Raw genomic sequence first — 25,214 nt, forward strand, 5'->3', positions numbered from 1 at the left:
TGATTATTTCCCTCAGAATCGCTGTCGTCGCCAACATCCCAATCCCTCAGGTGTAAAAGCCATATTAATTACGTCTCCACACCCGTCAAACAACTTTTGTAGATTTGGAGCCGATTTTCGAGAGAAATTTCGGCTACAAAGGTAAAAACGGATCACCGCAAAAACTCTCGATGAATTCGATAAGGACTCCAGCAGCTTCCTTCCCTCTCAATAAGGTCTCGTAGAATTTGCTGAATTCGATTTGCAAACCGAGAAGAAATATACTGATCTGGAAAATAGTTTTTTCCCAAAGAGATTTTTATGCGCCTTGCTTCTGTGCCCCTTGGTTTCTCGAAATTCCAGAGCTTACTATTATCAGTTTTCATAATATTCCAATCCTATTGTGCTACACAAGAAAACCAGCAAGGTGAATCGATCTTATTTTTAGCCCTTTTGGATCTACCGGAAAGTATCTCCAGAATCTATGACTATGAGGATAGGATTCTTTTTGAGTGTTCAGTCTATTCCGAGATTTCCTACTCGGAAATCTGCTCCATTCGACCAGATGGATCCGATTTCAAAAAACATACGAACGGAAAGTATGATATGATTCTAAAAATCCTGCCTTCCAAAACTAAGGATGTTTTGTTTCTCCGATCAGCGGAGATAAAATTCTTGCAATCCGCAAAAATTGAATCCGTTGCACATGATAACTACGTAGCCGAGTTTCAGGGTTGGAAATTCACATATAAAATCGAGAAGCTTACAATTCTCGATGGCGAATGGTCGACCGAAACAATCTGCTCAGAATCCGCCTACTCTAATTATCCAGGGCTAAGCTCCGAGCTAAGTGACTCTCTATGCAAGAATGCAGCGGAAATGGATTCTAGCAGGAACTATGGCAAGTCGATTCTGATAGACAATATTCACAACACTCTGGATCTATACGATGGAGATTCTTACCTCGATCTCAATTCAAAGCGACCGATTCTTGGAAACTTGATGTGGAAGGACACTTTTTTGCCGTACGAAAAGTATGCCTGGACGTCTCCCAGAAAGGAACTATTCGCAATTCCGACTACCTGCGCCGGATGCCCGGTCCTGGGTGACGGACTCCGTCCTCTCCTAGGATACACCTTGTTCGATCGCGACGGAAACGAGGCGCTAACGATTGAAACAGGGATGAAAAACATTACAGGCGAATTCCTGCCCGACTTCCGCTCCTTCGTGATCTGGTCTCCTAATGAAAAATCCATACTGGTGGTCAACCAGTACATAGCTGAACGGATAAATACGAGTTTCCATATAAGAAATTTAGAAACGGGAGAAGGGACTGATATATTGATTAGCGAAATGAACCCCGAATTTTTCGCAGAGTATTTGGAGGAAGAGACTACCCTTTGGACCGAACTCCCGAAATAGAAACAAATCCATTCAGAAATTTCCTAAGATTCTGATCTGCATGATAAGCGCTTCTTTCCCTCCCAATAAGGTCTTGTAGAATTCGCTGAATTCGATTTGCAAACCCAGAAAAAATATATCGCGCTGGAAAATACTTTTCCCCCCAAAGAGATTTTTATGCGCCTTGCTTGTGCACCCATTGCTTTCTTGAGATTCCAACGCTCACTACTATCAATTTTTATAATATTCCAATTGCATTGCCAAAACCAAACCCATTCGCAAAACGAGTCGTCTTTACTCCTGAATCTTTTGGATCTGCCGACAGGCAGTGTTGGACCCAATGCGTATGAAGAAAGGATCCTGTTTGTGTGCCATATCTATTCCGAAAACATATATTCTGAAGTTTGCTCGATTCGACCAGATGGATCCGATTTCCAAAAACATACGAACGGAAAATATTATTGGATCTTAGACATCCTGCCATCCAAAGAGAAGAATACGCTCTTCCTGCGTTCTGAATCTACCGAATTGATTGATCCAGAATTGATTGATTCGCAAGATTTCTTAGCTCAAAATTTTGAACCAGAGTTCAAGGGCTGGAAATTTACATTCGAAATTGAGAGGTTTAGGATTCAGGATGGCCAGTGGCTGGGCGAAACAGTCTGCCTGGAGTCAGGTTATTCCCCTGATCCCTGGCTAACTGGGCTAACCTCCAGTCTATGCGGTAATGCACCTGGAATCGATCAAACCAGAAACCAGGGTAGATCGCTTCTGCTAGACAATTCCAGTAGTTCTCTGGATTTATACACTTATAATAACTATTATTCCGATTCGGAATCTCCTATTCCGATTCTTTCGAACATAAACAAAAACAACAATTATTTAATAAATCAACTGCCTGCTTGGACATCGCCTGAAGGAAACTTTTTTGCGATACCGATTGCGTGCGTACTATGCTCCGATCTCGACAACGGAAGAAAACCCTTTCTCGGATATTCATTCTTAAACCGTGATCGGAACCAAGTCCTCACAACCGAAATGGTGAAAAAAAATACTGAGAGTGTATATCAATCCGGTTATCGTCCTTTTGTAATTTGGTCTCCGGACGAAAAATCTGTACTAGTGGTCAACTATGAAGCAGTCGAAGACTATGATAATTCCACTAGGCAAAATGCTGCGAATTTTCGCATAACAAATCTGGAATCGGGGCAGGAAAGGGAGATCTTACGCATCACTTCAGATTCCGATTTTTACGTTCCATTCCTTGATGAAAGAACGATCTTATGGACAGAAATTCCGAAGTAAATGTTAAGCGAACCGGTTGCAAAAAAGTTCCTGCTTCTGATAAAAAACGAAATCGAATTCCTCTGAAATAAGCTCCAAGATTCTTGCAAATCCGAATACATCGTAGATCCTGTTAGGAATGAGTTCCTACTTTTCACTCGGCAGCAAGGCACTTCCGCCTTTGAACCTGCAACTTCCTAGCGCCAAAGAAAAGTCGCGAGCATTGATCGTCGCAGGAGGTGGCATGAAAGGCTCCTTTGCAGGCGGAGTACTCTGTGCAGTCAATCAGTATATTCCTTCCACTTTTTTCGATTTGATTGTAGGAGTTTCGTCCGGATCCTGTTCTGCAGCTTATTACACAACCGGATACGAAGCAGATTACAAAGAGAGCCTTAGGATCGTAGAGATTTGGAAAAAAGAACTGGTCGGTCGAAAACTCATCTCTCTCTTACACCCGCTTAATGGAAAATCCATTCTAGACCAAGAATATCTCATCGACTATCTTTTTGGAAAAAAATACAGACTCCCTGGAGAGTATTTCGAAAAGAAAGAAACTACTCCTTTTTATGTGGTAGTCACCAATCTTGCAAAGCTGCAGGCGGAGTATGTCAGAGCGACTGCGACGAACGCATTAAATTTATTGAAAGCAGCAACCTCTTTGCCGATAGCGACCCGAGGAAAGTGGAAATTAGAAGGGCAGCTTTATGGAGACGGTGGAATTTCTGACCCTATCCCAATTGAGAAAGTCATCGAAGCAGGATATAAAGATATTACGATAGTCTTAAATTCTCCGGGAGATGACTTTTCTCCTCCTGTTCCTGGAATCCAGGGATGGCTTTCGTATCCGTTAAACAGAAAACTCTATCACATGATTACCAAAGTGCATCATACTATGTACAATCGCGCTTTGAGAATCATCCAATCGCCTCCGAACGGAGTGAAGATCCATCTTGTCTGCCCGGAAAAATCTGACCTCGGAATGGTGAGTACGAGTTCGAAACTTTTAAACAGATCCGTCAATCGAGGAATGGAGGCGGGCCACAAAATAGTATCCACGCTTATCAACGAGTTCCATTCGTTGAAAAATAAATCCAAATTATTCTCTAAATCCGGAATCCTGAACCAAAATACCCATTGATCAGTTTATTCTTTTGTAACGATATGGGTATTTTAATTTCGAAAGATAATCTCTAAAGGCAAATCATGCAGCTTTTCGCACGAACGTCTTCTCTTGCGCTAACTTAGATTTTAGAATTCGAATCGCATCAAAGTATACTTTTCGAACCGCATTTTCGTTTGACCTGAGTAAATTTGCCACTTTTCGAAAACTAAGATCCTGATTTTTTCTCTCTAACTTACGACCCATTTCTAATTTCCTAATTTTCAGAGACTCGATTTTTACAAGGTTTGTTCCGGTGATTTTTGCATTCAAACTTTGGATACGATCCAAAATCTTTCTTCTCTGGATTCTAACCGATTGCCTCTCCAATTCATTTTTTTTGAACTGAGTACGAATCGATTGTATGGAATTGCCCGGAATTCTATACAAATACCTCAGCTCTTTTAGATTCATTCTGATATGGTGACGAAGCTTTACAACAATCGAATATCCCATTTCTAGCTCGGTAAGCAGATCATGAATGAGTAAAATAATTCGATCGTCCTCTTCCACAATTCTAGATTCAAATTCAGGTACGTATCCAAATTCAGGAAACTTATCGATATAAAGAATCTTCTGTTGGGAGGATTTTTTTCTCTGATTCCATATCAAATGCTTAATATAGACATTCAGGAAGGCTCCTAAATTATTGTATTTTCCTTCCTTAAAAATATCCAGACATCGATCGGCTCTTTGTACCAAACTTAGTACAACTTCCGAACTGGAATCTTCATCCATCTGATATTTCTTTTGGGCCAAATCCCTTGCCCACTCCCAAACTTCCTTGATGAACAGTTCCGAATTTCCTGAGTTAAAATACTCTTGCGCGGCCCTGACTAATTCTTGGTCTCTACCTAAATACTTGTGCATTAGGCGTTGATCGAAGGCACAAGTTCGAATATCCAGCCGATTGTATTTTTACGAAGTATGTAGCTGAGTCGAAAACGTGCTCATCTACATACTTTTTGCGATTTTTTTTAGAAAAGGAAGCTCGAATAAACCGGAAGGGACCGAATGATTACGAAAATAGCAAGAATCGAGGGTTCACAAAGAAGTTTCTCTGATCCAGCGGACCTGACTTTCCGGATTTAAGGGCACTGCATGCCGGTTGATTGCGTTGGAATGTTCGATGCAGTTTTTGTAAAGTTGGTCATTACGCTGGCTGTGGTTGTAAGAGTCAAAGTGTAGTTTCCACCAGAATTCGCGCTCGAATTCCAGTCCCTTCCCACAACTACCTGATACACTCCAGTAGAAGTGATACTCGTAGTTACTGTATCAGGTTGATCTTGGTTAAGGTATGTAGGTGGATTTGGACAAGTACGATCGTTGGTGCTACCGTTCAAAAAATTTGTACCATTCAGCGGAACATTGGGAGCGTACAAAGCAAGCCTCAGAACGGAAGCATTTGTTACTGAAGTGACACTTATAGTAAGAGTGTCTGTGGCTGTAAATTCAACGTCATAGACGTTTTGGCAGTTTACCAATGAGGAACAGCTCCAAGAATCATCCGTTGTAAGCGAAGGTACGATCGCCTGAGCTGCTTGGAACTCGGAAAAAGCGAGACTTGCCAACGCACCACTCACCTTAGAAGAATCTAATTCTATTTTTTCGGCCTGCTGACAGCTCATGGAGAGCAATATGCATCCAAGAAATATTATGGCGAATCGATTTCGCAGAACGTGCATTGTTAATTCCCTTTTCAAATAATAACAGTACAGACGAACTTTTCTATCGCGAATTCCGGATAAAAATTGGTACGAGTTCGGAAAAAAATACGTTATCTGCACTTGTTGCAGATAAATGCAAATTACGAGAGACTAGTGAAAAAAATGAGATTTGCCGGTATTAATTTTAGCGAATGCTACAATAATAAATTTCCAAGAAATGAAACCTGAACTTTTTAAGCAGGCAAAATTCCTGGATCGAGATCAGCAGGAACAGGATTTGAATAGCCTGGAATTTGGCTCCAATCCGGATGATCCCCGATATGCCGATACACGTGAGTCCACAAAATTCGGTCTTTTAAAACCAAAAAGATTCTGGGCATTTGTAGAATATTTCTGCTTTGAACTCCGTAGAAATTTCCTTTAATCGCAGCTCTCAAAGCGCTGATCCAAACTTCTGGTCCTGCCAGCTCCAGCAAATTGCCGTCACTAATTTCTGCGAGGCCATACAGAGAAACATCTGGATTTGCAACCGCGGAAGCCTCGGGCCAAAATCGTGAAAAAAATTCATCGCCTTCTTTTTTTGAATCAGGAAACACGAACAGAATCGGAGGAAGATTCAGCCCGTTACTTTGCAAGCTTCTCAGATCTGTCACCAGCTCTCTGCAGAAAATACAACCTAGATGTCTTAAAAAAATTACCAGAGCCGGCCTTGCTGGAAGGTTATCGCGAAAGTGCTGCCCGACTAAATTTCTTCCTTCTACGGAAAAGTCCATGATCTCTTTAGGTAAGAATTCCATCGCTACTCTTAAATCCTAGCGTACGAAATTAGGAAATTCGATTGCTTTTCTATTCCAATCTAAATTTTATTTTCCGAATGGATATCGCAACTGTTGATTCTCTTGTCGCACTACTCACATTGACAGCGATGGAGATCGTTCTTGGAATCGATAACATCGTCTTCCTTTCTATTATTGTTGGCAAATTACCTAAGGAAAACCAGGCAAAAGGTCGTTCCATCGGTCTAATACTGGCCTTAGGATTCCGAATTTTACTTCTCTTAACGGTCAGCTGGATGGCGAGTCTAACCGCAGGACTGTTTACGGTTATAGAGTTTACCGTGACCGGAAGAGATTTAATTATGCTGGGCGGAGGCTTGTTTCTGTTAGCAAAAAGTACAAGTGAAATCCATTCTAAAATCGAAGGTCCCTCGGAAGACGAATCCGGAGGGAATTCCTCGAAAACCAGTTTTGCCAGTGTGGTCGTTCAGATCGTGGTATTAGATATAGTTTTTTCTGTGGACTCGATTGTCACCGCGGTAGGACTTTCCGGAAATCTAATGATTATGATACTTGCCGTTGTCATATCTTTGTTCATTATGCTGATTTTCTCTGGAACGGTGAGCGATTTTATCAATAGACATCCGACCATGAAGGTCCTCGCGCTATCCTTCTTAATTATGATAGGGGCCTTGCTGTTCGCTGATGGACTTCACTTCCATATTCCAAAAGGCTATATCTACTTCGCGATGGCATTTTCTCTAGCAGTAGAAATTTTGAATATTAAGGTTCGAAAAACCGCATCAAGCAACTTCGATTAACAACATGGTCTGATCATCTTTTGTTTTGGAGACATGCAGACGATTGACTGCATCTCCTAAGGACTGAAGAAATGCGTCCCCGCTGAAGTTTGAATTTTCTCTGACCAGATCCATGAATTTTGAATAACCGAAAAATTCTTTTTCCTTTGTGAAGAACTCGAACAAACCGTCCGACATCAAAAGCACTCTGTCTCCTGAATGTAGTGTCCTCACATAATCTTGGTTTTTCAATTTGGGAAGCGCAAGCAGAACCGTACCTTTTCCCGCCAGTTCCTCCACCATGCCGTCCTTTTGAATTAGAATCCCAGGATGGTGACCAGCATATGCATAGGACAAGGTCAAACTTACGGGATTGAGTCGAAGATAAACAGCAGTGATAAAGAATCCGCCGATCATCGTCATCAAGGATTCATGAATCAAAAACAAACCGTGTGCCGGTCCGTTTGCTTTTGTGGAAATCATCTTGAATGCCATGACAGCCATAGATGAAACCATAGCCGCGGAAATTCCGTGCCCAGCCGCATCCGCAAAAAAGAAATCCAACTGGCCGTTCTGCCCTTTTTCAGATTTAATCAGATCTCCTCCAACCCCCTCTAGTGGGTTGAAATAGGAGTACATTCGAAAAGGCCCGACTTGGGGAAATTTAAGGTCTACCAAACTCTTTTGAGTAGATTGAGCAAGCTCTAGCTCGCTTTCCATGTTGGCCCTATATTTTTCCAATTGAAGATCGGCCTCGACAAGCTTTTCAATTGTCCTCAGTTGAAACGTAGAAACTAAAACTGCAAGAATCGTAGAAGAAATAATTCCAAAATAATACATTCCTCTCTCAATCGTCGGATTTGGACAATTGGCTCCGACTGCGATAGCAATAGGCAAGAATATCAAGAGAAAAATGAGATGTAATTTACGTTTATTTAATGCAATTCCAGTACTGACGATTACCAGAATCATCCCGAATAAGTATCCTAAATACAGACCGTTCACATAGAGCAAAAATACTGAATGTGCACTCATTAAGGAAAAATGAAAAAGAAGTATATATTCGCTATATTTCTTATAAATCGGAACCTTATAGCTGCAGATATAAGAACCGAAAAGAAGTATTAGATGGGAACTCCGCATCCAAGGCGGATCTACAAATGTAGACTCGCCCTGAAAAAGCAGTCCGAAGCCGGCAAAAAAGATGAACAGTAAAAGCGAAAATCTAAACCGGGATAAAGATTCCTGGCTTAAAAATGGACCTAACCCGAATACGGGATACTTATCCTTTCGACTGTTGGAAGAAATGTTCCTTATAGACATTTGGGATCACTGCAGGCTTTCCAGTAGCGAAATTAAACCACACAAATTCTCCACGTCCAGTCAAAACGCACTCGTCTTCTTGATTCCACATAGAGCAAATCATAGAGAACGACCGGGTTCCAACTGACTCGAGTGCAATCGTGATGAGCAGAGTTTCGGGAAAACGTACTTGTTTCCTGTAATCCATTCCCAAATGCACGATGACCGGACCTCCCTCCACAGGTTTTTGCGGAGACTCCCAAAGCTTCATTTCCTCCAAAAAGGATACCCGAGCAGATTCAAAATATTTTCCGTAATTACTATGATTTACATGCCCAAAAGCGTCCATATCGCCCCAAGCGACCTTTTGCGAAATTTGATAAGAATATTTTTCTGGTTTAGACATTTGGTATTAGTTTCTCCGTAATATCCGGCAGAACCTCAAATCATATCTTTTGGATCGCCTGACATTCGAATAGAAACCGTTTTTACATAGGAGTTGTAAATCAAAATAAGACTACTTTCGATCCCATCTAACCCTTTGTCCCAGCTCCTAAATTTACCAATCCAGAAATACAGAGCAAACATAAGAATGTCGGCAAAAAATCCAAAGGAGGAGGGTGTTTGAACCAAATCATCGAAGATACATTAAGAAAAAATAATATACTAATACCACTATAGCAGTTGCATCACTTACCCGCCAAAAAAGAAACCAGTACTTCCGAATAAGGAACGAAACCCGCAATCTTTTTTTGCTAATGATTGACCTATTTACTTCACTGAATTCCTCGGAAAATTCCTGACAATCATTACTGTAAGGAAATTAATTCCATGAAAAAGAAAATTACATTTGCGTTCGGGTCGTTGCTTTGCTTGGGCATGACTTTCACTTCTCTTAAAGCTGCCCCCTCTTACGGAATGGCCGGTTGCGGTTTTGGATCTATGATTCTCGCGAAAGACAGCAGAATTATGCAAATTTTTGCGGCGACTACCAATCAGTATTCTGGTCAAACTTTCAGTATTACTACTGGAACTTCGAACTGCTCTACGGATGGAGTCGTTCATAACGACAAAGCTAAGGAAGTGTTTGTTTCCGTTCACAGAGAAAGTTTAGAACAAGAAATGGCGATTGGAAACGGCGAGAAATTGTCCGCACTCGGTTATCTGTTCGGCTGCTCTCCGTCGGCAGATGCACATTTTGGACAAGTGCTAAAACAAAAATTCCAAGCTCTTCCAATCGGAAATCCGGATCCGAACAGCTTGATTAGTGCAGTAAAGACCACCATAGTAGCAGACTCTGTTCTCTCCCAGAGCTGCACACTATAAATAAAATCACACAAAGAGATTCGATTTCTTGAACTTGCTAAATCGGCCCGAGGAAAGGTTTTCCGTTCACCGGGCCATTTTTTTTCCAAACAATTCTTTTTTTTACAAAGCCCTTCTTCTAATTTTATTCTTTTTTTTCACCGGCGCTTATCTCTATGGATCTCCTTCAGAAAATTCGAATCCTTCTGACGAAAAGGAATTCGAAGAAAAAAAAAGAATAAGAACAGCAGTTGAGAATATGGAATTCGAGCTGCAGAGAAACAGACGTTTCTCCCAATATATTCCTGAATCTTCAGAACAAAAAGAATACCTTTCTACTTTAATCCAAGAAGTGGAAGAAAAGAAGCTTCACCTAACCACAAGTTGGCTACGATTGCTCAGATACAAAAAGCGGCTTTTTTCCGGCTATGAGAGTGAGTCGGATAGTCCGATTTTTTTCCTGAGTGAAAACGGAAAATTCGACCCGAAGGCAGAATTAGAAGCCAATCTCCGCGCATTCTTTGTTTCTACACCGGTCGGAGAAACAGAAGAGAATCCGAAATGCATGTTCCCGGAAAGATACAAATGGCTGAAGGAGGTCCTACAATTAGATGAATCCAAGATAGGTGCGGCAACCTGTCCAAGGTTTGAAACCTGGAAAACTGCAATTTATCCCAAAACAATTTCGCTCGTTTTCTCCTCTTATTATATGCACGCACCGGCGTCGATGTTCGGGCACACGTTTCTGAAACTGAACTCTGGGATAGAATCAAAGTCTGAGCTCTTGGATTATTCGGTAAATTATGCAGCGAACCCCAATACCAGCAATCCGTTCCTCTATGCTTTTTTAGGGCTAACCGGAGGCTATCCAGGTTCATTTTCCGTACAGCCTTATTATATCAATATATTTGAATATAACGATATGGAAAGTAGAGACTTGTGGGAATACAAGTTGGATCTAAAAAAGGAAGAGATAGACAGACTCGTAAGACACCTCTGGGAAATGAGAAGAAATTACTTTGATTATTTCTTCCTAACCGAAAATTGTTCCTACCATTTGATAGGATTGCTCGAGGTCGCAAAACCGGATCTACATCTTTCCGAAAAACTTTCCTGGATTGTTCCTCCTGCTGAGACCGTAAAAGTTTTCTTTGAAGGAGGTCCCGCAATCACTCAGATTTATTTCAGAGCTTCCCTTTACACAAAAATCAAGGAACAAATCCGGGAACTGACCGACAAAGAAAAATCTCTATTTTGGGATATGATCGAATCCGCGGATCCTAATCTCCTGCACTTGATCGACTCCAAGTACCATAGAAAATCCCTCATTTTAGAAAGTCTTATTACAGCACTCCGTTACAAAAAATCCAGAAGCCAACTGACCGATTTGGAGAATGCATTCTATCAGAAAATTTTAATAGATCGGAGTAAAATAACGGAGGACGCCAAAGGTCCGACGGAGAAAATTTTGCTCCCGGACACATCTCCTGAAAAATCGCATTCATTGAGTAGGGTTTCTGTCGGATACGGGGCTTCCTCCGAAGGATCGTTTGTAGATCTAAAAGCGAGAATCTCTCATCACGATTTGCTAAATCGCGACAAAGGACATGTTCCGAATTCGGAAGTCCAGATTCTTGACTTCACCATCCGAAAGTACGAAAATGCACCGCCGGAAATTTTTGCATTCCACCTAGTTCGACTTTTTGCCCTAGTTCCGTACAACTCTATTTCCAAAGATATCTCCTATTCTATTGACTTAGGAATGGAAACGGTTTGGATCAAGAGTGAGAAAGAATCAAACGTGACAAAAACAAAAGCATCGAACTTGGACTTCTCAGTTGGATATTCCTTTCAAAATGAATTTTCAAAGTCCAAATTTTTGCCGGTATTTGTCTTAATGACCGGAGTAAAGTCACAAGGGTCGCCTGAATTGATTCGCGGCCATAGAACCGGTCCACAAATCAATTTGTTATCCATCCTGGAGTTCGAGCCTTGGAAGGCGGTGTTCTCTGCCTCTTATTACTATTATCTTGTAAGCGATAACCGAAACGATTACTCGGTTGGTTTACAGATCCGCTATTCTGTCCATAAAGATCATGAGATCAGAGCAGAAATAAAAACGTTTCAGAACTATTCGGAATCACTACTTTCGTATCATCTTTTGTTCTGATCGTCACTTCGCTCCTGAAGGTGGGAAATCTACATTGAGAAAGAAGATCCACACAGCTCGAAGGGTATAATTTCTATGGAAGCCCACCTATAGTCGCTTCGCTCCTGCAGGCTCAAATTCATTCTTTAACTAGAGTATTGCTGTGGAAGTTCGCCTATAGTCGCTTCGCTCCTGCAGGCTCAAATTCATTCTTTAACTAGAGTATTGCTGTGGAAGTTCGCCTATAGTCGCTTCGCTCCTGCAGGCTCAAATTCATTCTTTAACTAGAGTATTGCTGTGGAAGTTCGCCTATAGTCGCTTCGCTCCTGCAGGCTCAAATTCATTCTTTAACTAGAGTATTGCTGTGGAAGTTCGCCTATAGTCGCTTCGCTCCTGCAGGCTCAAATTCATTCTTTAACTAGAGTATTGCTGTGGAAGTTCGCCTATAGTCGCTTCGCTCCTGCAGGCTCAAATTCATTCTTTAACTAGAGTATTGCTGTGGAAGTTCGCCTGTAAGCCGGATTCTGTATTTTTTGCCTTTGGGGCAAAAAACGATGACCATTTATCTTGGTTAGTCGGTCACCCGACAACTCCTTGCTCCCTACCCATGACCTGGCGGAATCAGCTCATCCAGTCATCTACTCGGGATTGCACCTGGGAGGGTTTGCCGTGCCTGGCTCCTCTCGAAACCAGCGGTAGTCTCTTACTCTACCATTTCACCCTTACTCCAGAGCCAGAAATCTGACGTCTAGAGCGGTATACTTTCTGTTGCACTTTCCATGTCCTGACCCTCTCGAGAACAAGACTCCGGGAATTACCCGGTCCCCTGATTCCATGGTGTCCGGACTTTCCTCACTCTTCCCCAAAAGGCTCGAAAGCAACTCAGGGAAGGCGCGGTCATCCGGCGAGCTTCCAAAAGCATCATAATTATGAGCCGTGGATCTCCTACTTTTTTTTTCCGAAAGTTAGAATTTCAGGCATTCCTGGCACAGGACTTGCGTATTATTACGCAGAACCCAATTCCGGGAGATAAAAAATGAACAAGTTTATTCAAATTGCACTCTTTTTAAGCATTTCAACTGCAACTTATGCAGATGAAACAGTTTCTGCGCTAGAAAAGACCTTCCGGAACCATACTCCAGAGTCCGAAATACAGTTAGCCAACAAATTGACTGCACTCGGAAGCCTGAAGCAAAAGGTGAGAGATTACGAAACTGCTATAGATTATTATAACCAATCGCTGGAAGTTCATAGCAAAATGGGTGAAAAAGGAAGCTCCACTTATGCTTTGACCTTATACTTGAAATCTATTTCTGAATTTCGCTTAGGTCGCTCTTGCCAAGCATTGGAAAGCATCAAAGAAGTCATACAGGTATACCAAAAATTAGGAAACCTGGATTCGGCCATCCAAGCAGAAGAAGAAGGACTAAGAAAATATCAGGAGGCCTGCACATTATCCGACGAACAATCTGCAGTCTCCTTGAATGGGGAAAAATCTCTCACTTCCGTTCCCCAAAAATAAATCATCCCATCTCTAGTTCTAACTTCCCTGCTCCGCCCCGAAAGGGGCGGGCGTTTTTTTGGTTTGACTGTGAGTCTTATTAGCCTACCCTATCTTCCCTATCCTGTCAGGAAAAATTTTCGAATGATAAATATATTCCTTTTCCGGGAAATTTAGCGCGAGCTTCTTTTTGCACCTGCACCGAATCTGGGGGAAAATCACGGATCCGGAGAGGCCGTTACTCATTGGAGGATATTATGAAGATAGTCTACACTTGGAAAAATTTGGATCATTCGGGTGCCGCCGAAGACTATGCGAACAAGAAATTAGAGAGAGTGTCCAAATATGTCCAAAAAGTCGTGGCTTGCGAAATCTCTTTCGATCAAATCCACGGTTCTGTAGTCGCAAATCTTAACCTGGCGGCAGATGGAAACAAGTTTAACGCGCAAAACGAAGACAAGGATATTTATGCTTGCATAGACGGACTGGAAAACAAGATCGTTAAGCAAGTCAGTAAGCACCACGATAAAAAAGCCACCCATTGATGGGCACAGATAGAAAGTACGAAGAAGCAATCCACCATTTAGCAGAGGGAAATTTCGAACGCGCCAAAAAGGCGTTCGACTCACTCTTAGAATCAAATCCAGAAAACAGCGATTATATTTCCGGTTTCTACCTTTCTTCTTATTGGGATAACAGGATCGAACGAATCCATATTTCCAGGGAAGGTAGAGATCGCGCTGCTCTTCTATTAGAATTCCTGAAAGAATTCGAGGCACAGTACAGCCAGAAGCAATTTTCAAAGTCTTCCAGTTATTGGACCTGCAGAAACGCGATCATACTGGAGGTCGTGGATCAAGTCAAAATATCGATCCAAAAGGAAGGCAACCTTTCCATTTCATCCGGGATGATTGTGGAATTGATCTATCAACTTTTGCTCTCCGGGGAAGTTACATCTGCATCCGAAATCCTGAAAGATGTGAGCGGTCTCGAAAAAGGAATTCCTGAATTACTTTTCTTGCGCGCAGAGTGTATGTACCAATCCGGAAATGAAGCCCAGGGTTTGCTATTGTACAGAGAAGCCTTTTTGAAGGATCCATCACTTTTGAGAATCGATGCAGTTCGATCCGAACCGATCCTGAATGCAATTTCTGCCTTAAAGGAAATCTGGAAAGATTCTGGCGATCTGCGAGAAGCAATCCCGGTTTATTGTTTGGAAAACGGCATCTTTAAGGATATTCGAAAAATGAATGATCGAGAGATCGATCAGCTGCGCTTGGAATTATTTCGTCTGAGAGATTCGCTTTCGGTTCGGAAAGGTGATTATGATTTTAAAGTGAAATGCAGAATGATCCAACTTTGCTGCGCGCTCTTAGATTCTCGCTCCGGCACTTACTACGGAGAAAACGCGCAAGAAGCAAAAAGAATTCTGGATTCTTTGGATCCTAATTTTTACCACAAAAGAAGTGTTCGGATCAGATAAAGACCCGATCGGCTTTACCTTCGCTTATTTTAGATAAGCAGAATCCAATACTTTCTGGATTTCGTTTGCGAGAAGTTCGTCTCCTCTCTCCATAAAATACATTTGCAATGAACTCAGAACCCTTTTGCCTTCCGGATTTTTCGAAATTTCCATTAGATATTTAGAATCCATATTGGTTCCAAATTTTGCAGAGGATTGCACGTCTACGAAGTCTCTTTCACCGCTTCCGACTGCAAGAGTTCCAGACCTGTCCCCTGCATAAGATTCAGGCGAAGAAGAGAATCTACCGATTGCAACCGCGAGAACTAAGATTGCCAAGCCCGCAGTGAGTGAGTATTGAAAAGATTTATTCCATACAAAATTTCTTGCGATCTTATTTAAGAAGCTCTCCTCCTCAAAGGATACTTCCTGTAGCATATTCTGTAGTCTTTTTTCAAAACCGTCAGATAGCTTCACTTGCTTTAGCTCTTTGGTTCTTAGCTCCGATATCGCCCGAACCATCGAATTTTCCAGGCGTATCAATTCCTGGTCCTCTTTACGAAATAGCTGGGATAATGAGTACTTTGGGGATTTGGAAGACTTTGCTTCCGAGATTTTTTCTTTTTGCATACCTGTTTACCTGAAATAACCTTCGCCCTTCCCATCCTGTAGAATGAGATGTTTGAGAAATTCCTTTGCCTTGAAGAGCCGACTTTTTACCGTTCCGATATTGCATCCGAGTACTTCAGCGATTTGAGAGTAAGACATTTCTTCGAAGTAACGGAGCTCGATGACCTCTTTGTAGATATCCTCGAGTTGGTTTATTTTGTTAATTAGATAGTTTGATTCATCTGAAAGTTCTATTTTTTTTTCGAACCCAAGTCTAGCGTCCGTAAATTGAAACTCCGAATCATCGATTGAGTTTTCTTTTGCCCTCTTCCGTTTCGCGAGGAGGTCCTTGGATTTATTTACCACGATTCGGTAAAGCCAAGTATATACTCCGGATTCTGCACGGAAATTGCGGATGGAGCGATATCCTGAAATAAGCGCATCCTGGACGATGTCCTCCGCGTCGTCCCCATCCTTGACCATAGAAATCGCTTTTCTATAGAGTCTTTCTCGATAAGGGCCTGTAAGCTCAATATAGGCGGAATCATCCCCCTCTTTAATTTTTTTTAAGAGTTGGATTTCCTTGTCTCGTAACGTTTGCTTTCGGTTGGGACTTTCCTTTTGGACCATTTACAACCTTCACCGGCATCGAACCTTTTCCCTACCGCGCTTGCAATAAAAATCCCAAGCTTCCTCAGTCTTCGTGTAAGGACAGATTGATAAGAATAAGCGAATCAGTTAGCTCGAGAGAATCTCTAAAATGGATCCCGTAAATCGTGCGGTCCCTTCCCTGTACAATTTTTGGATAATGCCAGACCACATCCCCGACAAATTCCAATCTTCGGCCGGATTTTCTTTCAACGATCGAACCTTCTACCATGTCAGTCAGTCCTAGATCTTCCCCAGCCATCATAATACAAATTCCACTTTCAGAAATGTTTCCTAACTTTCCTTCTAGCGTAATCAACCCGGACTCAACGTGTACAATATAATCGTCAAAGTCTTTGGGATAAAAACGAGGGCTTCTGGGTTTCTGTACTGGACCGCTCATAGATTGCGGAATAAATTTAAAGCCTGATCTAACTCTGTCCAGTCTTTTAATCGAACAATGTTCGCCGAAATTAAAATTGGAAATAAATAAACGGTACTTCGGAGTCTGGAGTTAAGATCGCAAGTCCGACCGCTATAAAAGGATATAATGCAAACTCAAACCAAGCTGGAATTTTCAGCGACTTTCCTTTTTCAAAAATCAACCAGCCTATATAGTGCCCGATGATCACTGTGAGTATGGCAGGAATTCCTATCTTGAGCATATAGGGTCTCAACTCTCCAGCTCTGTAGGAATACATTCCCGCAATCATGCCGAACGCTTTTTGCAAAGTTTCCGCTCGGAAAATTACTCCAAAGGTAACAGCGCAAGCGCTTGCGTACAAGATCCGAACCGGAGTCACTAATCCATTCAGCCTATCGGATAAATGTATGTTTGAAAAATAACGACTCCTTACATCTTTCAAAATCGATTCTACCAAAAGCAAGCCGCCTTGGATGGAACCCCATACCACAAAGGTCCAATTTGCTCCGTGCCAGACTCCTGCCACAAACATTGTGAACCACACATTGAATCTATGTCGAAATGCTCCAGCCCTGTTTCCGCCGAGACTGATATACACATAGTCTCGTAACCAACTAGAAAGTGTAATATGCCACCTTCTCCAATGCTCAGTAACACTCCTGGAAAGGTAAGGCATTCTAAAGTTTTCCGGGAGTTCGTAGCCTAACATTAAAGCGGACGAATATGCCATATCGGTATATCCGCTAAAATCACAGTATACCTGAACCCAAAATAAGAAGGCCGCCAACCAGAGTGCTTCTGTGGAATAAATTTCTGGATTCGCAAAAATCTTATCCGCGATCGGTGATACGTTGTCTGAGAGTACTACCTTTTTGAAGTAGCCCATTAAAAAATAACGGATCGCTTTTCGAAACGGTATGTTTTCCAAATGCTTTTCTGTCTGCAACTGAGGCAAAAAAGCCTTTGCAATCACGATTGGTCCTGCCACCAATTGTGGGAAAAAAGATACGAAGAGTGCGAATCGGATAAAATTCCTTTCGGAAGGGATAGTACCTCGATACACATCTATCGTATAGCTGAGAGATTGAAATGTATAAAAGGAAACACCTACAGGCAGGACGATTTTTAGAATCGGAAAAAAGGCCGGGATTCCCCAGACCGAAAGTAGTTCGTTTAATGATCCACAAAGAAAGTTATAATACTTAAAGAACCCTAGTATAAAAACTAAATTCAGTACTAAGCTCAGCGTAATCAGCAGCTTTCGGAGCGATTTGTTTTTAGAGTGAAAAATTAGATCCGCAAAAACGTAATCGATCACCGTAGACAATAAGATCAGTCCCCCGAATCTCCAGTCCCAGCACATGTAAAAGTAGTAACTCGCTACAAGAAGAAAACAGTGTACGATAAATCTTCTTAAATGATGATTTCGGATAAGAGCCGGTAGTAGGTACCAATGCACCAGGAATACGGCGGTAAAGAATAGGAAAAATTCCAGTGTGGGAAAAAGCAAATCTCTGCTCCCGAGATTAAAGTCTAAAAAAATCGGGGAATCTTTCAGGTCAAGGGATTCTCCGCATCCGATTCCTTGCAGGCCAGCCGGTAAAAGATCCTATTTTTACCATTTTGGTTCCCTGGGCATTCCAGAATTCTCTTGCAAGAATTTTCCAAATCTTTAGAACTACCCCTTATCAAAGCTCGTAAAAGGAGTCAAAATCAGATGGTTAAGAAAATTCTGATGAAATTGCTGTTCGTACTCACGATCGTTTCTGTGACCATGGGTTCATTCGCAAATTGTTTTGGAAAGTTCGCGTTAGTTCGGGTTTTCTATAATGCAAACGACGGTATCAACGTAGGAAGCGGTCTTCTACAGAAGTTAGTTAAAACGATCCTATTCTACATTCCATTCGGCTTCCTTATGGCGGTAGGTGGATTCGTGGACTTTATTCTATTTAACCTAATTGAGTTTTGGTCCGGAAGCAATCCAGTAGGATTCAACGAGTATGATCAAAATGGTAGATTTGCAAAATCCTTCGAAAAGGATGGAGAGAAAGTGACTCTCGTTTTCTCGGATTTCGGCTCTCGTTTGGATATCAATTCTGAAAGAGAAGGAAAAGTCGAAACTCTGACTTCCTTCCGCAATCAACCTGGAAAATTCTTTCATGAAGTAGAAGGAAAGTTAGTAGAGATCGAGGTTAAATCCGAAAACATCGGATCCCAAGTAGTTCTCAAACTCGTCGAGCAAGGCAAGATCAAATCTACAAAAGTAGTGGAATCCAAGTCCATAGACGAATTGCAAATGAAAGCTACTGGAGCTCTCTAAGATTTCTTTACCGTTTCCAATCTAAGGAAACTTGCAAGGGGCTCTCAAAGAAGAGCCCTTTTTGTTATGATTCATTTCGCAATAAATCTAGGATCCACTTTCAAAACTGCAAATCTGGAAATTCCTTTCTTTTGGAACCAGCCCTGGTTTGTTTCCAGAGCATAGACTACTCTCTCACTGGAATGATATAAGTTTTTGGTTTGGTTCGGCTCCATATCAAAGATATCCACCAGTCTTTTGTCTTTATTAAAATATCCAATCGACAAAGGGATCAAAGTATTTTTCATCCAAAAGGTGAGATAATCTTCGGAGGGAAAGATAAAAAGCATTCCTTCGTTTTCGCCGAGCTTTCTACGGAACATCAGACCTCTTTGGCGAGTTTGCTCCGTGTTTGCGATTTCGACTAACAATGAATGTTCATTTACTGAGATCGTGGTTTTTTCCAGATACAGTGGAGAATGGTATTCTCCACTTCCCGGAAAAGGGAATATCAGGATTAGGATCCAACCACAAAGAAAAACCGTTAGGCGATTCATGAAAAAATTATTCTTTGGAAAAGTTCGGAGTTCTCTTTTCCAAAAACGCGCCCATCCCCTCTTTGGATTCTTTTCCGGCAAATACGCTCCCGAATGCCTTCTGTTCCAAAACTTGTCCTTTGGATAAGTTTGTTTCCAATCCTTCTAGAATGATTTTCTTGGCGAGTCGAACCGCTTCGGGTCCCTTTTTCAAAATCGATTCCGCTAATTGTTTGCAGACTCCGATTAGGTCTTCGCCTTCTTTGACAACTCGATTCAATAGTCCAATGCGATGTGCATCCGATGCGCCAATCATATCTCCGCTGAAAACCAGCTCTGCGGCTAAACCGTAACCGATTAATCTGGCTAATCTTTGAGTTCCTCCAAATCCTGGAATCAAACCCAACGATACTTCCGGCAATCCTAGCTTTGCTTTTTCTGAACCGATGCGAATATCACATGCAAGAGCTAACTCGAGTCCTCCGCCTAATGCAAATCCATTGATCGCGGCGATAGAAACAATTGAGCTGGCTTGGATTGCATCAAATACGCCTTGGCCCATTGCGGAAAATTTCTCAGCTTCGCTTGCGCCTAAGTCTTTCATCTTAGCGATGTCTGCGCCGGCTACGAATGCTTTCCCTTGTCCGGTGATGATCAGTACTCGAGTTTGGCCGTCCTTTTCGAGAGAGCCTAAGTCTTGGTGCAGTTGTTTGAGCAACTCTTCATTTAACGCATTCAATGCGGAAGGTCGGTTAATCTCTAGTATTGCAAGACCTCCTTCCTTTTTGATGATTGTTATCGCTTCGCTCATTTGATAAATTACTCCATTTCGATGATAAGGAACAGGGTATCATCTTCGAATTCTACATCTCCAAAGAATCTGGAAAAGTCCGCGTGAATTCCTTCCTTAAACGCCTTGAGCGCTTTGTGATGCCTGTTCCGGTTCAATATTTCCAATAAGCCTTCCGTACCAAGCTGTTTTCCGTAAAAGTTGCGGTTCTCTATCAAACCGTCTGTATAGAGAAAAAATCTTTCTGCAGTCCGGATCGGAAGAGATACCAATTCTGCGATGGGCTTTTTAATTCCAAAACCGAGTATGCTTCCTCCGGTTTCTATTTCTCGGAATTCCTGACCCGCGAGCGCGTGCACGAGATAGGGATGGCCTGCGTTTGCAAAATGAATTTCTTTGGAAATGAAGTCGAAAAAGATATAAATCGCAGAGGCATGATGCGATTTAAACTGCCTCAACAAAGTTTCATCAATATATTCTAATAAACGAACCGGGTGCAGTTTTAATCGATAAGGCATGGTCGCGACCATGATTTTGATAAACGAAGCAACCAATGCTGAAGCGATCCCGTGACCCGCTATGTCCGTGAGAAAAACTCCGGTATTTCCCTCTCGAAGCTGCACGAAATCGAAAAAATCCCCTCCGATTTCGTTGGGAGTAGCTCTATAGATTTCGTAATGAAATCCACGGATACTGATCTCTTCCGGAAACAAGGTCTCCTGCACTTTTCTGGCGATCTGAAGCTCGTGTTGCAAGAACTTGTATTCAGCATCCAACTCGGTTGATAAGCGAACCAATCTTTTTACGATGACTACAATCGCGGTGCCGATCAAAGTTAGGATCAAATAAACCGCATCTGGAACTAATAGAACGATAGGAAGGAAGCCGAAATTCAGACCCTTCAGCTTTATCGCCACAAAAATTATATGCAGTACGATTGCATAAATCCCGGTAACCAGACATCCCTTGTTGCGTAAGCGAAACATCTGAAAGAGTACCAGAAACCCGACTAAAAGAAAATAGTTATTGTAAACCTGGATGCTTTCCCAATCCGTTAGGCCATAAAAAGCCTCGTATAGCAAAAGCATAATTAAGAATATTATAATAGAATTCGAACCGTGAATTACGAGAGATAGATGCTTTCTCTGAAAGGAAAGCATCAGGCCCATGAAATTGATAGAAAGAATGGCTCCCAGATATAAATATCCATGGGTAGATCCCCGAACTTCGGGTACAAAAAGCAGAAAATAGATGAAGAAATGTAATAAAAATGCAAGCCTAATAAAGGATTGATCGATTCTAACCAAATCCCTCCAAACACTGGCTTCCCTATAATTAAACTCCCTTTCGAAAAAGGTCCAGGGATTTAGAATGCCATTCGTGATACTACTGGATTTTTTCATTCATTATATATTGGATAATCTCGGATCCATTCGCGCGTATCTTTAGATTCCATCCAGATTCTAAATACTGGTCCAATTTTTCCGCCAGTTCCAAACCTTCCTTTGCAGTTTTCACCCGGATAAAATAAGGAAAAGACTTCGATTTATAATTGTACGGAAATCTTTCATTCAGGAGTAAGGTAACGCGAAATTCGTTTGGCCTGGTTTCCAAAACGATTTGGGATACATGCTTCCGGTTGATGATCCTCTCATCGATGGGCAATTTCCAGGGATTTGTTACATCGGAATTTAGCGAATCGGTTCCGCCAATCGCAAGGCTTCCGATCAGTATACATAGGAACCGGAAGTTTTGGGAAGCCCGAAGCTCTGGAAAATCCCTCTGTTTCATAACGGTAGACCCAAATCTTACAGTCACAGCATAGAAAGCAAATCATTCATCAAATTGTTTCTGTTTTGTTTTTAGAAGCCGAAAAATTCTTTTCTATTTTTCGAAAGATTCTATACAGAAACCCGGATTTTATATGGCGGAAAAGAAACATAAGCACTTCCATCTCTTGGCCAAAGTTATTGCCTCATTGAAAGTCCAGAGAAAAAATAGCTCGGTTTATAAAATCCATGTTACTTTCAAATTTCTGCGGATTTTCCTTTTTCTATCGATCTTATTTTTAGCTCTTCCGCAATGTAAAACGAAAACTTCCGAAAGTAACCCATATTCAGGATTATTCTCTAAATCCGAGATTACCCGCCGAGAATCCTACGGTCTTTTTGACAAAGATGCACCTTTAAAAAACAGAGTTTTTAACTTGGATGAGATTGCGTCGGACTTTGTAAAAGAGATGAACGAGATCGACGGATTCGAAGATGTCCCTACCCCCTCCAAAAACCTGGACGATTTTGTGAAGGATATCCAAGAGGTGGAAGATTCACTTCCGCCTACAGTACTAAGCCTTGCCAAGAAGCAGCTATTTCGGATCTACGTCTGTGAGAATTTAGGCGGGACTGCGCTCTCTGGATTTATTTACGACAAGAATCAGCCTGTAGGAGGATTTATCCTTTTCGATTCGAACGTGTTAAGTCGATCTGCGAACGAGTGGATTTCGTATAAGGAAAATTCTCCGTTTGCATTAGGAAAAACTAAAATTCAAATTAGAATCGAAAAGGGGAAAAATGACACAAAGAGCAACGCACTTCGTTACATTTTCCTTCATGAATTGGGCCATATCATTTCTTCAACCTACAAGATAGTACCCGATTTTCGGAGCGAGAATCGATCTTTCTTTCATTTTCCATTTTACGAAGGAATTTGGTCCACAGAAAAGGAACTTGTCTCCGAATCTTCGGATTTTTCCATTCGATCCCAAATCAAATTTTATACGAATTCGATTTCCCTAGACGAGAATTGGAAAAAAATCTATCCTGCTTTGGAATCTTCGCAATTCCCAACTTTATATTCTGCAACCAACGCGGACGATTTCTTTGCCGAATCCTTTGTCTCCTATGTACATGTCATCTTAGATTCCAGGCCATGGGATCTAAAAATATTCAGAAATAATAAAGTCGTTTATCAAAGTACAAACGGCATCCGAAAACCCTCTTTGGAAAAACAAAGAAAGATGATAGAAAAAATTCTAAATCTTGAACCGATCTACGGACTTTAACAGTGCATCGGACTGTTCGTGCATATCTCCCGAATAAGAAGTAAGGTCGTCCGCACCGGCAGCCACTTCCTGAGTACCGTCCGAAATCGAGACTATCGTTTTCGTAATTTCATCTGTAGCCCGTTTCTGTTCTTGGACCGCTTCTTCGATCTGAAGGCTAAAGTTCATTAAGAAATTTGCGGATTGATGGATATCCTGCGTATTCTTTTCCTGTGTACGAACCGAATCGAGGACCTTCTTTGCCGATTGACCGAAGGAATCCACCGAAGAGCGAAGTTTTCTTAGAATCTCGGTGGCCTCCCTTACTTTTGTATTTCCGTTATGCACTGCTTCGTTTGTAGATTCGACGAGTTCGCCGATCTCGGAAACTGAAGAAGAAGTCTGCGAAGCCAACTTGGAGATTTCCTCGGCCACTACGGCGAAACCTTTTCCTGCTTCACCGGCTCGCGCAGCCTCTATCGCAGCGTTCAAAGCGAGTAAATTCGTTTTTTCTGATATATCAGTGATGATGGACAGGATCTCGTTGATCCTGGAGGCGCTTTCTCCAATTTCGTCCATCGCCTTGTTTGTAGCGCCCATCGCATTTTCCCCTGTAATTGCTCTCTGCTGGGACTCGCTAGCAACCTGAGACAGTGTCTGCATTTCTGAGTTAATATTGCTGATCTGCTCCCGGAGTACAATAACGTTAGTATCTATTTCCTTCATATTCTCGATAGCTTTTTCCATCGACTTACGCACGTTCTCTGCCGACGCAGCGAGCTCTTCGACTGCTGCCGAAGATTCTTCAGCTGCAGAAGCCTGGGCTTGAGCGACATCGGAGAAATTTCTGGACGACTCTGCCATTTTATCCGAAGTAGCATTCAGATTTCGTGAAGAAGATTTGATCTCGAGTATGATCTTCGCCAGATTTTGCTTCATGACCACCATGGATTGCAGCAGCTTTCCGATCTCATCCTCTCTGGAATTTTCCACGGCCGCAGTCAGATCACCTTCTGCGATCTTTTCTGAAACTGCCGTCGCCTCCAGTAGTCCGCCGGTGATCAATCGATTGAATATAATATTCAATAAAATTAATATAATCGCCATGATAATGAAGGAGGAAAGAACCGTTTGCAGCAATATGCTTCGTAAATCTTCCCAAAAAATCGAATTCGGAATAGAAACCTCGAGGGCCCAGTGCCTTTCATAATCTCCTAGGCGAAAAGGATAAAAATAGTGAGTATTTCCGCCGGACTTGGTCGTAAAGGGTGCCCCTTTTCCGATTCCTTCCAGAATCTCAGTTTTCAATTTCGGGTCCGGTATTTCTTTTCCGACAAGACTGGAATCGAAGCCGTTGGCCGCGTACAATCCATTAGGAGAAACTAATGTAAGATAGCCTTTGGAACGGAAGGGACGTATGGCACCCAAAAGTTCTTGTAGGTTCTCCATCGCGATATCGATTCCCACCACACCTGCGACAGCGCCGCTCCGGAACACGGGTTTTACCATCGAGATCATCAGCACGTTCTTTCCGCCGACCGGATAACTAAATGGATCAGCGATGTAATCCTTTCCGGTTTTTTTCGGAATCGAATAAAAATTTCCAGACTCATCCGTCTTGTCGTAATAAATCACAGGCTCGACATTGATTGTTCCTTTTGCTTTATTCGCATAAGGTATAAATCTTCCGGTCGAGTCATGATAAGGAGCTTGGTTTCTGTATGCTGCATCTTTTCCATCAAATGCATTCTGTTCAAATACGACCCAAGTTCCGAAATAGTGATCGTTTGCTTTTGCAAGATTCTTTAAAGCCTGGACTGTTTCGGCACGACTTGGTTTCGATTCTTCTAAAAAGAATTCGAATCCTTTGAGAGAGCCCAGCGCTAGATTCAAAAAGTCGGTGATTTCGTAAGTGTATCTTTCTCCCGCCATTTTGGAGCTGATTTGCACCTGCTCCTTAAGGTTAAAGTAGGAGGATATAGAACTGATGATCGCTAAAAGTACGGATCCGGCGATTAGTACGACTGATAAATAAACTGATATCCGCAATCTTATGCTCATGCTTTTGTTTCCCGTTTAATCT

Annotated in this window: 25 protein-coding genes and 1 other RNA gene; 11 read left to right on the forward strand and 15 right to left on the reverse strand. The window is 41.9% G+C overall.

What is annotated here, in order from left to right; genetic code table 11:
* Positions 1-300 precede the first annotated feature (300 nt).
* The 3 genes from CH373_RS07815 to CH373_RS07830 all read left to right on the forward strand — a co-directional run bounded on the left by CH373_RS07815 (position 301) and on the right by CH373_RS07830 (position 3,802).
* Complete coding sequence (locus CH373_RS07815; RefSeq protein WP_100714649.1) at positions 301-1,401, forward strand: hypothetical protein; 1,101 nt, start codon at positions 301-303, stop codon at positions 1,399-1,401.
* Positions 1,402-1,557: 156 nt separating this feature from the next.
* Positions 1,558-2,685: a hypothetical protein gene (locus tag CH373_RS07825; RefSeq protein ID WP_207763706.1), complete on the forward strand. Its 1,128-nt coding sequence runs from the start codon at positions 1,558-1,560 to the stop codon at positions 2,683-2,685.
* A 118-nt stretch (positions 2,686-2,803) separates the two neighbouring features.
* Positions 2,804-3,802 (forward strand): patatin-like phospholipase family protein, encoded by a 999-nt coding sequence (locus CH373_RS07830; RefSeq protein WP_100714646.1) that lies wholly within the window; start codon positions 2,804-2,806, stop codon positions 3,800-3,802.
* 63 nt (positions 3,803-3,865) lie between these two features.
* Here CH373_RS07830 and CH373_RS07835 read toward each other — a convergent pair whose 3' ends face one another.
* The 3 genes from CH373_RS07835 to CH373_RS07845 form a co-directional block, all read right to left on the reverse strand.
* Complete coding sequence (locus CH373_RS07835) at positions 3,866-4,693, reverse strand: hypothetical protein (RefSeq protein ID WP_100734083.1); 828 nt, start codon at positions 4,691-4,693, stop codon at positions 3,866-3,868.
* 218 nt (positions 4,694-4,911) lie between these two features.
* Positions 4,912-5,508 carry a hypothetical protein gene (locus CH373_RS07840; RefSeq protein WP_243393310.1) on the reverse strand — a complete coding sequence of 199 codons (597 nt, stop codon included), beginning with the start codon at positions 5,506-5,508 and terminating at the stop codon, positions 4,912-4,914.
* 215 nt (positions 5,509-5,723) lie between these two features.
* Positions 5,724-6,287 carry a SelL-related redox protein gene (locus CH373_RS07845; RefSeq protein WP_100714644.1) on the reverse strand — a complete coding sequence of 188 codons (564 nt, stop codon included), beginning with the start codon at positions 6,285-6,287 and terminating at the stop codon, positions 5,724-5,726.
* A 77-nt stretch (positions 6,288-6,364) separates the two neighbouring features.
* Between CH373_RS07845 and CH373_RS07850 the strand changes: the two genes are divergently transcribed.
* Positions 6,365-7,087, forward strand: coding sequence for a TerC family protein (locus CH373_RS07850; RefSeq protein WP_100714662.1), 723 nt, complete (start codon positions 6,365-6,367; stop codon positions 7,085-7,087).
* Here the strand turns inward: CH373_RS07850 and CH373_RS07855 are convergent.
* Positions 7,070-8,389: a PP2C family protein-serine/threonine phosphatase gene (locus tag CH373_RS07855; protein ID WP_100714643.1), complete on the reverse strand. Its 1,320-nt coding sequence runs from the start codon at positions 8,387-8,389 to the stop codon at positions 7,070-7,072. The two genes, CH373_RS07850 and CH373_RS07855, sit on opposite strands and share 18 nt — an antisense overlap.
* Entirely contained in the window at positions 8,349-8,774 is a 426-nt protein-coding gene (locus CH373_RS07860; RefSeq protein ID WP_100714642.1) for an acyl-CoA thioesterase, read from the reverse strand. The genes CH373_RS07855 and CH373_RS07860 overlap by 41 nt, the downstream gene beginning before the upstream one ends.
* Positions 8,775-9,199: 425 nt before the next feature.
* Here CH373_RS07860 and CH373_RS07865 point away from each other — a divergent pair, with 425 nt between their 5' ends.
* Positions 9,200-9,694: a DUF3015 family protein gene (locus CH373_RS07865; RefSeq protein ID WP_243393311.1), complete on the forward strand. Its 495-nt coding sequence runs from the start codon at positions 9,200-9,202 to the stop codon at positions 9,692-9,694.
* A 238-nt stretch (positions 9,695-9,932) separates the two neighbouring features.
* On the forward strand, positions 9,933-11,843 hold the full coding sequence (locus CH373_RS07870) for an Lnb N-terminal periplasmic domain-containing protein (protein WP_125170022.1): 1,911 nt from the start codon (positions 9,933-9,935) through the stop codon (positions 11,841-11,843).
* A gap of 476 nt (positions 11,844-12,319) precedes the next feature.
* Here the strand turns inward: CH373_RS07870 and rnpB are convergent.
* Positions 12,320-12,735: RNase P RNA component class A (gene rnpB, locus CH373_RS07875), an RNA gene on the reverse strand.
* 123 nt (positions 12,736-12,858) lie between these two features.
* Here rnpB and CH373_RS07880 point away from each other — a divergent pair.
* From CH373_RS07880 to CH373_RS07890, 3 genes are all read left to right on the forward strand, one after another.
* Positions 12,859-13,344 (forward strand): tetratricopeptide repeat protein, encoded by a 486-nt coding sequence (locus tag CH373_RS07880; RefSeq protein ID WP_100714640.1) that lies wholly within the window; start codon positions 12,859-12,861, stop codon positions 13,342-13,344.
* 236 nt (positions 13,345-13,580) lie between these two features.
* Positions 13,581-13,868: a ribosome hibernation-promoting factor, HPF/YfiA family gene (gene hpf, locus CH373_RS07885; protein WP_100714639.1), complete on the forward strand. Its 288-nt coding sequence runs from the start codon at positions 13,581-13,583 to the stop codon at positions 13,866-13,868.
* The gene (locus CH373_RS07890; protein ID WP_100714638.1) at positions 13,868-14,806 is read left to right on the forward strand and encodes a hypothetical protein; all 939 of its coding nucleotides are present in this window, start codon (positions 13,868-13,870) and stop codon (positions 14,804-14,806) included. The genes hpf and CH373_RS07890 overlap by 1 nt, the downstream gene beginning before the upstream one ends.
* A gap of 24 nt (positions 14,807-14,830) precedes the next feature.
* Here CH373_RS07890 and CH373_RS07895 read toward each other — a convergent pair whose 3' ends face one another.
* The 4 genes from CH373_RS07895 to CH373_RS07910 form a co-directional block, all read right to left on the reverse strand.
* Positions 14,831-15,415 carry an LIMLP_12425 family protein gene (locus tag CH373_RS07895; RefSeq protein WP_100714637.1) on the reverse strand — a complete coding sequence of 195 codons (585 nt, stop codon included), beginning with the start codon at positions 15,413-15,415 and terminating at the stop codon, positions 14,831-14,833.
* A gap of 6 nt (positions 15,416-15,421) precedes the next feature.
* Entirely contained in the window at positions 15,422-16,024 is a 603-nt protein-coding gene (locus tag CH373_RS07900) for an RNA polymerase sigma factor (RefSeq protein ID WP_100714636.1), read from the reverse strand.
* 64 nt (positions 16,025-16,088) lie between these two features.
* Complete coding sequence (locus tag CH373_RS07905; RefSeq protein ID WP_100714635.1) at positions 16,089-16,445, reverse strand: PilZ domain-containing protein; 357 nt, start codon at positions 16,443-16,445, stop codon at positions 16,089-16,091.
* A gap of 70 nt (positions 16,446-16,515) precedes the next feature.
* Complete coding sequence (locus CH373_RS07910; protein ID WP_100714634.1) at positions 16,516-17,976, reverse strand: MBOAT family O-acyltransferase; 1,461 nt, start codon at positions 17,974-17,976, stop codon at positions 16,516-16,518.
* Positions 17,977-18,183: 207 nt separating this feature from the next.
* Between CH373_RS07910 and CH373_RS07920 the strand changes: the two genes are divergently transcribed.
* Complete coding sequence (locus tag CH373_RS07920) at positions 18,184-18,786, forward strand: DUF3332 family protein (protein WP_100714632.1); 603 nt, start codon at positions 18,184-18,186, stop codon at positions 18,784-18,786.
* Positions 18,787-18,857: 71 nt separating this feature from the next.
* Here the strand turns inward: CH373_RS07920 and CH373_RS07925 are convergent, their stop codons facing one another.
* The 4 genes from CH373_RS07925 to CH373_RS07940 are packed head-to-tail and all read right to left on the reverse strand — an operon-like array spanning position 18,858 to position 21,882.
* Positions 18,858-19,322: a DUF192 domain-containing protein gene (locus CH373_RS07925; protein ID WP_100714631.1), complete on the reverse strand. Its 465-nt coding sequence runs from the start codon at positions 19,320-19,322 to the stop codon at positions 18,858-18,860.
* A 7-nt stretch (positions 19,323-19,329) separates the two neighbouring features.
* Positions 19,330-20,112, reverse strand: coding sequence for an enoyl-CoA hydratase-related protein (locus CH373_RS07930; protein ID WP_100714630.1), 783 nt, complete (start codon positions 20,110-20,112; stop codon positions 19,330-19,332).
* Positions 20,113-20,120: 8 nt separating this feature from the next.
* Positions 20,121-21,494, reverse strand: coding sequence for a PP2C family protein-serine/threonine phosphatase (locus CH373_RS07935; protein ID WP_100714629.1), 1,374 nt, complete (start codon positions 21,492-21,494; stop codon positions 20,121-20,123).
* Positions 21,478-21,882 carry a hypothetical protein gene (locus CH373_RS07940; RefSeq protein ID WP_243393312.1) on the reverse strand — a complete coding sequence of 135 codons (405 nt, stop codon included), beginning with the start codon at positions 21,880-21,882 and terminating at the stop codon, positions 21,478-21,480. Before CH373_RS07940 ends, CH373_RS07935 begins: the two co-directional genes overlap by 17 nt.
* Before the next feature lie 133 nt (positions 21,883-22,015).
* Between CH373_RS07940 and CH373_RS07945 the strand changes: the two genes are divergently transcribed.
* Positions 22,016-23,152, forward strand: a complete 1,137-nt coding sequence (locus CH373_RS07945; protein WP_243393313.1) for a hypothetical protein — start codon at positions 22,016-22,018, stop codon at positions 23,150-23,152.
* Here the strand turns inward: CH373_RS07945 and CH373_RS07950 are convergent.
* Positions 23,123-25,192: a methyl-accepting chemotaxis protein gene (locus CH373_RS07950; protein WP_100714628.1), complete on the reverse strand. Its 2,070-nt coding sequence runs from the start codon at positions 25,190-25,192 to the stop codon at positions 23,123-23,125. The two genes, CH373_RS07945 and CH373_RS07950, sit on opposite strands and share 30 nt — an antisense overlap.
* Positions 25,193-25,214 lie beyond the last annotated feature (22 nt).

Origin of the sequence: Leptospira perolatii, assembly GCF_002811875.1 — a bacterium.
GTDB classification, from domain to species: Bacteria; Spirochaetota; Leptospiria; order Leptospirales; family Leptospiraceae; genus Leptospira_B; species Leptospira_B perolatii.

What these genes read in the sequence shown, in the direction of transcription:
- CH373_RS07815 (WP_100714649.1), top strand. Translation starts at nt 301, where the DNA reads ATGCGCCTTGCTTCTGTGCCCCTTGGTTTCTCGAAATTCCAGAGCTTA.
- CH373_RS07825 (WP_207763706.1), top strand. Translation starts at nt 1,558, where the DNA reads ATGCGCCTTGCTTGTGCACCCATTGCTTTCTTGAGATTCCAACGCTCA.
- CH373_RS07830 (WP_100714646.1), top strand. Translation starts at nt 2,804, where the DNA reads ATGAGTTCCTACTTTTCACTCGGCAGCAAGGCACTTCCGCCTTTGAAC.
- CH373_RS07835 (WP_100734083.1), bottom strand. Translation starts at nt 4,693, where the DNA reads ATGCACAAGTATTTAGGTAGAGACCAAGAATTAGTCAGGGCCGCGCAA.
- CH373_RS07840 (WP_243393310.1), bottom strand. Translation starts at nt 5,508, where the DNA reads ATGCACGTTCTGCGAAATCGATTCGCCATAATATTTCTTGGATGCATA.
- CH373_RS07845 (WP_100714644.1), bottom strand. Translation starts at nt 6,287, where the DNA reads ATGGAATTCTTACCTAAAGAGATCATGGACTTTTCCGTAGAAGGAAGA.
- CH373_RS07850 (WP_100714662.1), top strand. Translation starts at nt 6,365, where the DNA reads ATGGATATCGCAACTGTTGATTCTCTTGTCGCACTACTCACATTGACA.
- CH373_RS07855 (WP_100714643.1), bottom strand. Translation starts at nt 8,389, where the DNA reads ATGTCTATAAGGAACATTTCTTCCAACAGTCGAAAGGATAAGTATCCC.
- CH373_RS07860 (WP_100714642.1), bottom strand. Translation starts at nt 8,774, where the DNA reads ATGTCTAAACCAGAAAAATATTCTTATCAAATTTCGCAAAAGGTCGCT.
- CH373_RS07865 (WP_243393311.1), top strand. Translation starts at nt 9,200, where the DNA reads ATGAAAAAGAAAATTACATTTGCGTTCGGGTCGTTGCTTTGCTTGGGC.
- CH373_RS07870 (WP_125170022.1), top strand. Translation starts at nt 9,933, where the DNA reads ATGGAATTCGAGCTGCAGAGAAACAGACGTTTCTCCCAATATATTCCT.
- CH373_RS07880 (WP_100714640.1), top strand. Translation starts at nt 12,859, where the DNA reads ATGAACAAGTTTATTCAAATTGCACTCTTTTTAAGCATTTCAACTGCA.
- hpf (WP_100714639.1), top strand. Translation starts at nt 13,581, where the DNA reads ATGAAGATAGTCTACACTTGGAAAAATTTGGATCATTCGGGTGCCGCC.
- CH373_RS07890 (WP_100714638.1), top strand. Translation starts at nt 13,868, where the DNA reads ATGGGCACAGATAGAAAGTACGAAGAAGCAATCCACCATTTAGCAGAG.
- CH373_RS07895 (WP_100714637.1), bottom strand. Translation starts at nt 15,415, where the DNA reads ATGCAAAAAGAAAAAATCTCGGAAGCAAAGTCTTCCAAATCCCCAAAG.
- CH373_RS07900 (WP_100714636.1), bottom strand. Translation starts at nt 16,024, where the DNA reads ATGGTCCAAAAGGAAAGTCCCAACCGAAAGCAAACGTTACGAGACAAG.
- CH373_RS07905 (WP_100714635.1), bottom strand. Translation starts at nt 16,445, where the DNA reads ATGAGCGGTCCAGTACAGAAACCCAGAAGCCCTCGTTTTTATCCCAAA.
- CH373_RS07920 (WP_100714632.1), top strand. Translation starts at nt 18,184, where the DNA reads ATGGTTAAGAAAATTCTGATGAAATTGCTGTTCGTACTCACGATCGTT.
- CH373_RS07925 (WP_100714631.1), bottom strand. Translation starts at nt 19,322, where the DNA reads ATGAATCGCCTAACGGTTTTTCTTTGTGGTTGGATCCTAATCCTGATA.
- CH373_RS07930 (WP_100714630.1), bottom strand. Translation starts at nt 20,112, where the DNA reads ATGAGCGAAGCGATAACAATCATCAAAAAGGAAGGAGGTCTTGCAATA.
- CH373_RS07935 (WP_100714629.1), bottom strand. Translation starts at nt 21,494, where the DNA reads ATGAAAAAATCCAGTAGTATCACGAATGGCATTCTAAATCCCTGGACC.
- CH373_RS07940 (WP_243393312.1), bottom strand. Translation starts at nt 21,882, where the DNA reads ATGAAACAGAGGGATTTTCCAGAGCTTCGGGCTTCCCAAAACTTCCGG.
- CH373_RS07945 (WP_243393313.1), top strand. Translation starts at nt 22,016, where the DNA reads ATGGCGGAAAAGAAACATAAGCACTTCCATCTCTTGGCCAAAGTTATT.
- CH373_RS07950 (WP_100714628.1), bottom strand. Translation starts at nt 25,192, where the DNA reads ATGAGCATAAGATTGCGGATATCAGTTTATTTATCAGTCGTACTAATC.